Source organism: Sphingobium sp. LSP13-1-1.1 (assembly GCF_040676415.1).
GTDB lineage: Bacteria > Pseudomonadota > Alphaproteobacteria > Sphingomonadales > Sphingomonadaceae > Sphingobium.
This window is the reverse complement of the sequence record NZ_JBEGHU010000008.1, coordinates 56998-67712: the sequence shown is the minus strand read 5'-3', so window position 1 is coordinate 67712 and position 10715 is coordinate 56998. Positions and strand designations below refer to the sequence as shown.

The 10715-nt window shown below is 64.9% G+C and carries 12 protein-coding genes, 1 tRNA gene and 1 rRNA gene; 5 read left to right on the top strand and 9 right to left on the bottom strand.

Annotated elements, in window-relative coordinates; translation table 11 throughout:
- Positions 1-88, top strand: a 5S ribosomal RNA gene (gene rrf / locus MRBLSP13_RS06640); the annotation flags it as partial.
- A 63-nt stretch (positions 89-151) separates the two neighbouring features.
- Positions 152-228: transfer RNA gene (locus tag MRBLSP13_RS06635), tRNA-Met, on the top strand.
- A gap of 175 nt (positions 229-403) precedes the next feature.
- On the opposite strand, the gene pgeF is transcribed toward MRBLSP13_RS06635, so the two are convergent.
- On the bottom strand, positions 404-1165 hold the full coding sequence (gene pgeF, locus MRBLSP13_RS06630) for a peptidoglycan editing factor PgeF (protein WP_363753503.1): 762 nt from the start codon (positions 1163-1165) through the stop codon (positions 404-406).
- Positions 1166-1337: 172 nt separating this feature from the next.
- Between pgeF and MRBLSP13_RS06625 the strand changes: the two genes are divergently transcribed.
- Positions 1338-2954, top strand: coding sequence for an amino acid permease (locus tag MRBLSP13_RS06625; protein WP_363753501.1), 1617 nt, complete (start codon positions 1338-1340; stop codon positions 2952-2954).
- A 35-nt stretch (positions 2955-2989) separates the two neighbouring features.
- Here the strand turns inward: MRBLSP13_RS06625 and MRBLSP13_RS06620 are convergent, their stop codons facing one another.
- A complete protein-coding gene (locus tag MRBLSP13_RS06620; protein ID WP_363753499.1) occupies positions 2990-4264 on the bottom strand; it encodes a multidrug effflux MFS transporter in 1275 nt (424 codons plus the stop codon).
- A 185-nt stretch (positions 4265-4449) separates the two neighbouring features.
- Between MRBLSP13_RS06620 and MRBLSP13_RS06615 the strand changes: the two genes are divergently transcribed.
- Entirely contained in the window at positions 4450-4746 is a 297-nt protein-coding gene (locus tag MRBLSP13_RS06615) for an SEL1-like repeat protein (protein WP_133653309.1), read from the top strand.
- Between the two features lie 54 nt (positions 4747-4800).
- Here MRBLSP13_RS06615 and MRBLSP13_RS06610 read toward each other — a convergent pair whose 3' ends face one another.
- Genes MRBLSP13_RS06610 through MRBLSP13_RS06590 form a run of 5 tightly spaced genes read right to left on the bottom strand, consistent with a single transcriptional unit; the run spans position 4801 to position 8070 of the window.
- On the bottom strand, positions 4801-5946 hold the full coding sequence (locus MRBLSP13_RS06610; protein ID WP_363753497.1) for a GNAT family N-acetyltransferase: 1146 nt from the start codon (positions 5944-5946) through the stop codon (positions 4801-4803).
- Entirely contained in the window at positions 5939-6664 is a 726-nt protein-coding gene (locus MRBLSP13_RS06605; RefSeq protein WP_363753495.1) for a glycerophosphodiester phosphodiesterase family protein, read from the bottom strand. The genes MRBLSP13_RS06610 and MRBLSP13_RS06605 overlap by 8 nt, the downstream gene beginning before the upstream one ends.
- Positions 6648-7109 (bottom strand): RidA family protein, encoded by a 462-nt coding sequence (locus MRBLSP13_RS06600; protein WP_363753493.1) that lies wholly within the window; start codon positions 7107-7109, stop codon positions 6648-6650. Before MRBLSP13_RS06600 ends, MRBLSP13_RS06605 begins: the two co-directional genes overlap by 17 nt.
- The gene (locus MRBLSP13_RS06595; protein WP_363753491.1) at positions 7106-7777 is read right to left on the bottom strand and encodes an HAD family hydrolase; all 672 of its coding nucleotides are present in this window, start codon (positions 7775-7777) and stop codon (positions 7106-7108) included. The genes MRBLSP13_RS06600 and MRBLSP13_RS06595 overlap by 4 nt, the downstream gene beginning before the upstream one ends.
- On the bottom strand, positions 7774-8070 hold the full coding sequence (locus tag MRBLSP13_RS06590; protein WP_363753488.1) for a DUF3572 domain-containing protein: 297 nt from the start codon (positions 8068-8070) through the stop codon (positions 7774-7776). The genes MRBLSP13_RS06595 and MRBLSP13_RS06590 overlap by 4 nt, the downstream gene beginning before the upstream one ends.
- Before the next feature lie 77 nt (positions 8071-8147).
- Here MRBLSP13_RS06590 and MRBLSP13_RS06585 point away from each other — a divergent pair, with 77 nt between their 5' ends.
- Positions 8148-8510, top strand: a complete 363-nt coding sequence (locus tag MRBLSP13_RS06585) for a response regulator (protein WP_363735706.1) — start codon at positions 8148-8150, stop codon at positions 8508-8510.
- A gap of 42 nt (positions 8511-8552) precedes the next feature.
- Here MRBLSP13_RS06585 and MRBLSP13_RS06580 read toward each other — a convergent pair whose 3' ends face one another.
- Both MRBLSP13_RS06580 and MRBLSP13_RS06575 read right to left on the bottom strand, forming a co-directional pair.
- Entirely contained in the window at positions 8553-9350 is a 798-nt protein-coding gene (locus tag MRBLSP13_RS06580) for a 3'(2'),5'-bisphosphate nucleotidase CysQ (RefSeq protein WP_363735707.1), read from the bottom strand.
- Complete coding sequence (locus tag MRBLSP13_RS06575) at positions 9337-10683, bottom strand: TldD/PmbA family protein (RefSeq protein WP_363735708.1); 1347 nt, start codon at positions 10681-10683, stop codon at positions 9337-9339. Before MRBLSP13_RS06575 ends, MRBLSP13_RS06580 begins: the two co-directional genes overlap by 14 nt.
- Positions 10684-10715 lie beyond the last annotated feature (32 nt).

The following is a 10715-nucleotide window of genomic DNA, read 5'->3' as shown; positions in this document are numbered from 1 at the left end:
CCCGATCCCTTCCCGAACTCGGACGTGAAACCAGTCTGCGCCGATGGTACTGTGGCTCAAGCCCCGGAAGAGTAGGGCGTCGCCAGGCATTACAGCTCGCGCTTCAATACCCATCCACAATATTTGCGGCCTCCGCAGCGATCTCTAGTGTCGCGGGATGGAGCAGCCCGGTAGCTCGTCAGGCTCATAACCTGAAGGTCGTAGGTTCAAATCCTACTCCCGCAACCAGAGGCCGCAATCTTCTTCGCAGTTGGATCGCCATCCGATCAAATCCTCGAAAACCATTAATTTCGGTCGAGGTTGGACGTGGCCCATTTTCATTGCTGCAGGCTATTCTCAAACCCATTCCATTGACGCTGGCTTGCCGCAGATAGCGTGTACGGCCGGCTACCTGCGTGCTTCTTCAAGCCCGTAACGCTATCATCGAAATCTGTCGGCCATAATCGGGTTCTCCGCGGTGGCATGCACGGCGATAGCTGTAAAAGCGTTCTGGCTGCCCATATGTATCCTCGTCCAGCAGCTCGACCTGGCCGACCCCCGCACCCGCCAGCCGGGCAGCGACATAGGCGGCGATGTCGAACTGACAATGCCCCTCGCGGCCAGCCGAGAAAAAGCGATCATTTTCCATATCTGCTGCCACGAAGCGTTCGGCGAAATCCAGCGTCACCTCATAGGACGAACGGCCGATGCATGGCCCTATCGCGCATGTGATCCGGTCACGCGCTGCACCCAGCGCCTCCATCGCATCGATCGTCCGATCCGTGACACCGCCCAGGGCGCCCTTCCAGCCCGCATGCGCCGCACCAACGATCCCTGCCGAGGCATCGGCAAACAGCACGGGAACGCAATCGGCGGTGAGAATCCCCAATATCAGACCGGGTTGATCCGTCACCATCGCATCGGCCGACGGGCGTTCGTCAATGGCAAAGGGCGTGGTGACTGTGACCACATCGGGTGAGTGGACCTGGTGGACCGTTACCAGCGCACCCCCGGGCAGCAGGGCGTCGCGCGCAAGATCCCGGTTGCGCAGAACCGCGTCACGTTCGTCCTCCGAGCCAAGTCCGACATTCAGGCCAGCATGAACCCCGGTCGAAACGCCGCCGCGCCGCCCGGCGAAGCCATGCAGCGTATCGCTCAAACTCGCTGCTCGCAGCAATTCTACCACAATTCACTCCTTTGGGGTCATCAGGGGGAGGCGGGAGCGCTTTTGGACCATGTCCCGAATGCGCAACATACTTGCGCGCCGCAGATTAGGCGATAGTCTCCACTCCATCACAAAAGGAGAGCGGCCGCAACGGCCGTCTGGGCAAAAGACTTCAAAGATAAAGGGCTCCACAATGATTTTCGGGCGCATAAAGCCATTGGATGCCATATTGGCCACGGCCGAGAAGAAAGCTCTCGTCCGTACGCTGGGGCCGGTTCAACTGACGCTATTGGGTGTCGGCGCGGTTATCGGCACCGGTATTTTCGTTCTGACCGCCGCCGCCGCGCAAAAGGCCGGGCCAGGCATGATGTGGAGCTTCGTGATCGCGGGCGCTGTTTGTGCCTTCGCCGCGCTCTGCTATTCCGAAATCGCCTCAATGGTTCCCGTGTCGGGCTCGGCCTACACTTATACCTATGCCGTCGTCGGCGAATTGCTCGCCTGGATGGTGGGCTGGGCGCTCATCCTCGAATATGCGGTCGCCGCCAGCGCCGTTTCGGTGGGGTGGTCCGGCTATTTCATGGGGCTGCTCAAAAGCATCACGGGACTCGAATTGCCGCAGGCGCTCTCGGCGGGGCCGGTCTGGACGATGAATGGCCTGATCCCACATGCTGACTTCACTCACGGCGTGATCAACATTCCCGCCATCGTCGTCGCGCTGGCAGTCACGACCCTGCTGATAATCGGCACCACCGAAAGCGCGCGCGTCAATGCCGTGCTCGTCGCCATCAAGGTGTCCGCGCTTACCGCCTTCATCATTCTGACGCTTCCCGTGCTCGACACCGGCAATTTCTCGCCCTTCGCACCCAATGACTGGTTCGGTCCCGCGGGAACCAGCGGCATGGGCATAGTCGGCGCCGCAGCGTCCATCTTCTTCGCCTATGTCGGCTTCGACGCGGTGTCGACCGCGGCGGAGGAAACCAAGAACCCGCAGCGCAACGTGCCCATCGGCCTGATCGGCAGCCTTGCGATCTGTACCATCTTCTATCTGCTCGTGGCTGCCGGCGCGATCGGCGCAATCGGGGCGCAGCCTGTGCTCGGCCCGGATGGATCGGTCGTCGCGCCGGGATCGCAGGGCTTTGCCGCCACCTGCGCGATGGCGGCCCATGCCAAGGATCTGGTCTGCTCCAATGAAGCGCTCGCCCATGTGCTGCGCGAGATCAACTGGACGGTGGTCGGCAATGCCCTTGGCCTTGCGGCCAATCTGGCATTGCCCTCAGTCATTCTGATGATGATGTTCGGGCAGACCCGCATCTTCTTCGTGATGGCACGCGACGGCCTGCTGCCGGAAAAGCTCGCCAGCATCCATCCCCGGTTCAAGACGCCCCATATCGTCACCATGGTGACGGGCATCTTCGTCGCGATCGGCGCCGCGCTGCTGCCGGTGGGTCAGCTGGCCGACATCTCCAACTCCGGCACGCTGTTCGCCTTTTTCATGGTGTGTCTCGCCGTGCTGGTGTTGCGCGTGAAGGAACCGGGCCGCGCTCGCCCCTTCCGCACGCCTTTGGTGTGGGTGATCGCGCCGACTGCGGCATTTGGCTGCGTCTTCCTGTTCTTCAACCTGCCGGTCGACGCCCAGCTTGTCCTGCCGATCTGGGGCGGGATCGGCCTCGTGCTCTATTTCATCTATGGTTATCGCAAGAGCCATGTGGGGCGCGGCCTGGTTGAAACCCATGAGCAGGATAGCGGCATCCCGCCTCAACCCGTGCCGCCGCTGCCGGGCGCGCATACGCCTGGCGGCCGGGACGCCTGATCGATCAAAGGGGGCGGATCACACCGCCCCCTTTTTCAATGCATCGGCTCGAATTCCGGATCGCGCAGCCCGCCATGATGGGGGCGCGTGAACAATTTTCCCCGCTCCGCCCAGGCGACGATCAGGAAGGAGATAGAGCCGAACACCGCCAGTCCCAGGGTCAGCGGCAATGTCGTCCCGTTGAAGGCGCGGCCGATCAGGCTGCCCAGCGTGCTCGACACGGCGGTGGTCAGAAATGCCTGGAAGGAGGAGGCGACGCCGGCGCCTTTTGCGAAGGGCTCCATGGAGATCGCGCTGAAATTCGATGCGGTGAAGGCGATGGTCATCATCGTCGCTGACTGCAGGACCATGAAGCTGGTAATGGTTTCCAATCCGGACAGGATCACGGTCAGGTGCACGACATTGATGGACACCAGGCATAGCAGCGCTGTCTGGCTCAGCCGCCGCGCACCGAAGCGCGAGACAAGGCGGCTGTTGAGCAGACTGCCGATGCCCATGCTGCCGGCGATGGCCGCGAAGGCGAAGGGAAAAATCTTCTGCGCGGTGAATATGTCGAAGAATATCTGCTGTACCGACAGGATGAAGCCGATCAGGCCGCTCATCACGACGCCGCTCGCCAACATGTAGCCGATTGACGCCCGCGTGCGGACGATCGTGCCGACCGTGCGGAAAATGGAGCCCGCGCTCATCCGCAGGCGATTTTCCGGCAGTAGCGTTTCGGGCAGCCGCATCCCCATCCACAGCAGGATCAGCGTCGCCAGGATCGCGAGCGCCCAGAAAATCCAGCGCCAGGGCGCAATCCAGAGGATCGCCTGGCCGAAAGTGGGCGCCATGACCGGGATCAGCATGAACACGGCGAAGATCAGCGACATCACGCGGGCCATCGCATCCCCCCTGAACCGATCGCGGACGATGCCGACGGTGATCACCCGGCTGGCCCCGGCGAAAAAGCCGGCGGAGGCCCGTCCGACGAGCATGGCGGCAAAGCTGTGCGCGCCCGCGCAGGCGATCGAGGAAAGGATGAACAGCGCCATCGCGCTGCCGAGTACCCGCTTTCGCCCAAAGCGGTCAGACAGCACGCCGAACAGCAGCGACCCAACACCGAGGCCCATGAAATAGACGCTGATGATCAATTGGCGGTCGTTGGGGTGGGGGACCGAAAGATCCCGACCGATATCGGGCAAGGCCGGCAGCATGGGATCGATCGACAGCGCGTTCATCGCCATCAGGCAGGCGCAGAGCATCACGAATTCGCGAAACGCGATGTCCTTCTTCGGTTGCGCCCGGCTGATGTCGTGATGGTCTGTCATGCCGGTGGCTATGGGGACAATCCATTGACCGCGCCACCCTTTTCACGTGGCGGGCGGACGCGGGATCGGTTCAACGGAGCCATCATCACATGGTATCCGACGCGTTAACCATTTTTTATCCGCTGCCGGTGCAGCCTGCTGCTCGTCAAGAACCACAAGTCGAAATCCATGAGGGGGATTCGGTTATGGCCAATGGACTGAAGAGTGCGCAGTTTCTGATGCAAAGCCGGTTTGCCGGAGCAGAAGGCCAAACTGCGGAGGCCTGTTTCGATCTGGGCGTCGCCTATAGCTGCGGCACGGGCGGCATGCCGGTGGATCTGATCGAGGCGCATAAATGGTTCAATCTCGCCGCGCTCAAGGGCAGCGAGGAAGGGCAGGCGATGCGCGCCGAAGTGGCCGAGGAAATGTCGGCGCGCGAAATCGCCGAAGCGCAGCGGCAGGCGCGGGCGCTGATTGCCGCGACACAATTGCGCGCGGCCTGAAATCGGGGACACAACGGTCCGCCAGGCTCCTTGCAGCCCGGCTGACCTTTGTCGTCAGTCCGGCCGCGCTTCGCCCTTGCGAAAGGGTGTCCTTTCGGTCAGCCAGATCCGGTCGCGCTGCACGCCCTGCCGTTCCGCCGCCAGGAATTCGGTAACGGCCCTGCGGAAGCTGGCATTGGGAATGAAATGCGCTGAAAATGTCGGCTCCGGGGTGTAGCCGCGCGCCAGCTTGTGGCCGCCCTGCGCGCCTGCCTCCACCCGTTTCAGCCCGCGGGCGATGGCGATGTCGATCGCCTGATAATAGCATAGTTCGAAATGCAGATTGGGCACGTCTTCCGAACAGCCCCAATAGCGACCGTAGAGCGTATCCGCGCCGATCAGGTTGAGCGCACCGGCGATCGGTCGCCCTTGTCGCAGCGCCAGCACCAGCAGTACCCGGTCGGCCATGCTCTCGCCCAGCATGGAGAAAAATGCCCGGGTCAGATAGGGCCGCCCCCATTTGCGTGCTCCCGTGTCCTGGTAAAAGGTCCAGAACATGTCCCAATGCGCCTCCGTCAGCGCCGCTCCGGTCAGGTGGAGGATATCCAGCCCCTCGACCGCCCTTTCCCTTTCCTTGCGGATATTCTTGCGCTTGGCACTCGACAGATCGGCCAGGAAGTCGGTGAAATCGCCATAGCCGCGATTGGTCCAGTGGAACTGGCTATCCTCCCGGATCAGCCAGCCCGCCGCCTCGAACAGCGGCACCTGTTCGGGCGCTATGAAGGTCGCATGGGCGGAGGACAGTTGATTCTGCTGCACCACCGCCTCGATCCCGGCGATCAGCGCCGGCGCGAGGGCCCCATCACGTAGCAGCAGCCGGGGGCCCGGCACCGGCGAAAAGGGAGCCGCGATCTGAATCTTCGGATAATATTGCCCGCCGGCCCTTTCCCAGGCATCGGCCCAGCCGTGGTCGAACACATATTCGCCCTGGCTATGGCTCTTGCCATAAAGCGGCGCGGCAGCGGCGATCTGCCCGTCCGGACCATCGATCACCAGCGGCAGCGGTTGCCAGCCGCTGTTTCCGCCGACGCTGCCCGATCGTTCGAGCGCGGTCAGGAAATCCCAGCTCATGAAGGGATTTGCGTCGCCCGCGCAGGCGTTCCACTCGTCGCGCGGCAATTCCGCAACGCCCTGCGCCAGCCGGGCCACGCATTCAGTCATGAGACCGCTCGAAGATGATCTGGTCCGCATGCAGCGCGGCGCGGGCACGCTCCTCCTCTCCGCGCACCGTCCATGTCAGCACGGGCAGGCCCCTTTGGCGGGCATCATGGGCAGAAGAGGAAGGCAGGTCGCGGATATCACAGGCGATAAAATCGGGTTTCGCCGCCCAAAGTGCAAGGGCCCGCCCGATTCTGCCGCGCCAACCGCGCCTGCCCTGGTCCGTGATCACCAGGCCCCGCGCGACCAGGGGCCGGCGGCGCCTGAACCAGCCAATGGCGAGGGGGTTGAATGACATGACCGCCGCCAATGTCTTCGGTCGTCGCGCCAGATCGTCGGCAACCGCCGCGCAGATCGGGCCGACATGGCGCCCGTCCACCTTGATCTCGATGAGCAGGGGAATTTCGGTTCCGCAGAGGTCGAGCAGCGCGCGGAGGCGGGGAACGCCGCCGCCGTCGGGCAGCATCAGGCGATCTATCGACCCGGCATCATGGTCCGACACCGCGCCACCTTCGCCCGTCATCCGTTCAAGGGACGCGTCGTGAAAGACGATGGCGACGCCGTCGCGGCTGAGGCGCACGTCGCATTCGATGCCGAAACCGCCGACGATGGCGGCCGCGAAGGCCGCCATGCCGTTTTCGCTGATCCGACCGCCGTGCAGCCCGCGATGGGCAAAGGGGCGCTCGGTCAGGAAGGGATAGGCGTCAGGCCGGGCGGACAAGGACGATCGCGTCGATCTCGACCACCGCGCCCAGCGGCAGCACCGGCACGCCGACGGCGCTGCGGGCGTGTTTGCCCGCTTCGCCGAATATCTCGACCATCAGTTCGGATGCCCCATTGGCGACCTTGGGCTGGTCGGTGAATTCGGGCGTGCTGCTGATGAAGGCGCCCAGCTTCACGATCCGTTCGACCCGGTCCAGGCTGCCGAGCGCCGCCTTCATCTGAGCGATCAGGTTGAGCCCGCAGGCGCGCGCCGCCTTGACGCCATAGTCGAGGTCGCGGTCCTCGCCCAGCCGGCCCGTCATCAACTGGCCGTCGGACAGCGAGATCTGCCCGGAAATATGCAGCAGGCCGTTGGCTTCCACCGCTGCGACATAGGCGGCGACGGGTGCGGCGGCGGCGGGCAGGGCGATGCCCAATTCACTCAGCCGGGTTTCGATGCTCATGAGGATGCTCCCTGGATGGACGGAATATTCTGATAGGACGGTGCTGCCGGCGCGGCCCCCTCGGCCAGCCGGGCGGCGATCCATGCTTCGGCGACGGCCCAGTCGTCAATTCGGGCATGGGCCATGGGCGCGACGGCGACGTTGGCGGCGATCTGCGGCTCCCCCACCATGTGCAGGCGCCAGACGCCGGGCGCATGGTCGGCGACCGAGGCATGATGCTCCGCCAGATCGTCGATGAACAGGGCGACGCTGGGTTCGCGCTCCGCAAGGATGGCGGCCAGCGGCTTCCCCTTGCCTCCCTGGTTCCAGCGCACCGGAAGATCAAGGCCATGCGCCGCGAGCTGTTCGACGCGCTGGAGGTGATGCCGCTCCGTGATGTTGGTCAGGACCACGATGTCCGCAATCCGGCCGAGCCGCCTTATGGCCTCCACCGCCCCGGCAATGGGCGTCTGGCGGTGCATCTGCGTCTCGAAAAAGCCCAGCAGCAGTTCCCAGACCAGCGCCCGCTCCACCGGCTGGCCGCTGTCCTTGTGCCGCAGCGCCTCGCTGAAGCCGCGGTCATGCATGTCGAAATGGATATCATGCTGCTCGTCCAGCCACTCGCGAAAGGGGACGACCATGTGCAGCAGCACCTCGTCGCAGTCGGTGATGATCAACGGCCGGGTCATGCGGCAAGATGCTCCTTTGCTGCTATCAGCGCCTCCGGGCTGCTGTCGATGCTTTCTGCGCAGGCGATGAGGTCGGGCTCATGGTCCGACAGGAAGCCCAGCACAGCGCCCAATATCGCAGGATCGGCCACGCCCGCCCTCAGCGTGTCGGCATCCAGCCCCGTCAGCGCCAGCAGCCGGTCGGCGCGCCGATCATCCGCCAGGGTCCAGGCCAGCGCCATCAGCGCCAGTACGGATGGCTCTCGCGTATCGCTTGGACTATGCTGCTTGCCATGGTTAATGTCGGGACGCATGATTGATCTCAACGAAGGGCGGGTTTAGGGGACGCGCTTCCATTATATTGGCGGATTTCTCCAAACGCGGGTGACTGGTGGCAAAGCGCGTGCTCGTTGTCGAGGACAACGAACTCAATCTCAAACTTTTTTGCGACCTGTTGCGCGCGCACGGGCATGAAGTGCTGCCGTTGCGGGACGGGCGCGACCTGTTGCCCCAGGCGCGGGAGTTCCATCCCGACCTCGTGATCACCGATATCCATCTGCCGCATGTCAGCGGCCTGGACCTCATCATCTCGCTGAAGCAGGACGCGCAATTATCGTCGGTGCCGGTCATGGCGGTCACCGCCTATGCCGGCCATGGTGATGAGGAGCGGATCCGGGAAGCGGGGGCGCAGGCCTATGTGTCGAAGCCGATCTCGGTGCTGCGCTTTGTGGAGCAGGTGAACGCATTGCTCTGACGCGCGCAAGGGCGGCTTGCGGATGGGGCCGATGCGCCGCCTCTACCCCCGCGTCAATATCTTCCGCGCCCGGGGCGCCAGGCGTTCCGCCGCGGCCGCGTGAATCCCCGGCGCCGCGCACAGCAAGCCGAAAGCAGTGGGTTGCGGCCGGTTGAAGGAAAAGGGATTGCCGAGCGCATCGGTGACGACAGCGCCGGACTCTTCCGCGATCAGCGCGGCAGCGGCCACGTCCCATTCATTGCCCCAACGCACCGTGGCGACCAGGTCGGCCTCGTCCGCCGCGACCATCGCCATGCGCAAAGCGATGCTGTTGGGCTTTTCGACGGTGACGAGATCGCGGTCATGGCGGGGAAGCTGGTCCGCCGGAACCCGCGAACCGGGCAGGACGGCGCGTGGCCCGGCGCGCAGGGACCGACCGTTCCGGGTCGCCCCCGCACCCGCCTGCGCGATCCACAATTCATTCCGGGCGGGCGCCGCGAGAATGCCGAAGCGCACGGCGCCATGTTCCACCAGCGCCACCGAAACCGCCCAGCCGGGCCGCCCGCGCAGATAGTCGCGCGTGCCGTCGATCGGATCGACTACCCACACGCGCGGCAGGTTCAGCCGGTGCACGGTGTCGGCCGTCTCCTCCGACAGCCAACCCGCCGCGGGATCGATGGCGTAGAGCCGTTCGCGCAGCATGGCGTCCAGTTCGATGTCAGCCTCGCACACCGGATGGCCGGGCACCTTTTCCCACTGGCGCACGCGGGTTTCCCCGCCCGCCCAGAGCGTCAGGGCCCGGTCGGCCGCGTCCGAAACGGCGGCCACGGCATCGCGCAAGGGAATGTCAGCCGCCTGCAACGGTCATCCCGTCGATACGAATGGTCGGCACGTTCATGCCATAGCGGAAGGTAAGGTCATTGGCCGGCACCAGTGCCCGGAACATGTCCTTCAGATTGCTGGCGATGGTGATTTCCGACACCGCCTGCCCAACGGCGCCATTTTCGATCAGGAAGCCCGCTGCCCCCCGGCTGTAGTCGCCCGTGACGCCATTGACCCCCATGCCGATCAGTTCGGTGACATAAAGGCCGCGTTTCACGTCCGCCATCAGTTCGCCGGGCGACAGCTTGCCCGGCTCCATATGCACATTGGTGACGCCCGCGCCCGGCGCGCCGCTGCCGCCCCGGCTGGCATGGCCCGTCGGTTGCAGGCCCAGTTGCCGTGCCGAGGCGCTGTCCAGCAGCCAGCCGGTCAGCACGCCCTTGTCGATCAGCGCCCGCCGCTCGACGGCAAGTCCCTCGCCGTCAAAGGGTCGCGAGCGCAAGCCGCGCGGCCGCAGCGGGTCGTCGATGATCGTCACGCCCGAATCGAACAGCGCTTCGCCCAGCGATTCCAGCAGGAAGCTCGATCGCCGCGCAATGGCGGGGCCCACCATTCCGCCGATCAGATGCCCCATCAGGCTGGACCCGATCCGGGGATCGAAGATCACGGGCATCACGCCGCTGCCGGTCTTCACCGGATGGAGCCGCGCCACTGCGCGATGCCCGGCGCGGTTGCCAACCGCCTCCGCATCGTCCAGATCCTCGATATGGCGGACGCTGTGGCTGGCATGGTCGCGCTGCATGTCGGCGCCGGAGCCGGCCAGCACGCTTGCCCAGGTCGAATGGCTGGTCCCCGCATAGGCCCCTGCAAAGCCATGGCTGGTGGCGAGCGCCATCTGGCTCCGCCCGGTCGCCGCGCCGCCGCCCTCGCTATTGGTGACGCCGGGCACGGCGCGTGCCGCCTCCTCCGCGATCAGGGCGCGTTCCCTGAGGTCCGCCGGTTCGGGTTCGACCGGATCGGTCAGGTCCAGCGCGGGCAGTTTCTTCCTGAGCAGCCGGTCTTCCGGGGCAAGGCCGGCATAGGGATCTTCCGGCGCCTGCCCCGCCATGGCGATGCACCGGTCGACCAGCGTGGCCAGCGTCGCGGGATTCATGTCCGACGCCGAAATGCTGGCGGAGCGGCGCCCGATGAAGACGCGCAGGCCGATCTCCTCGCCCTCCGACCGTTCCACATCCTCCAGCGCGCCCAGCCGTACCGACACGTTGGTCGACGCGTTGCAGGCATAGATGGCGTCGGCCGCATCCGCGCCCGCCCGGCGCGCTGCAGTCACCAGATCCTGCGCGCGGGACTGGGCTTCTTCTAGGCTGAGCATGGGATCGATCGTTTCCTGTAAGGGGACATGCA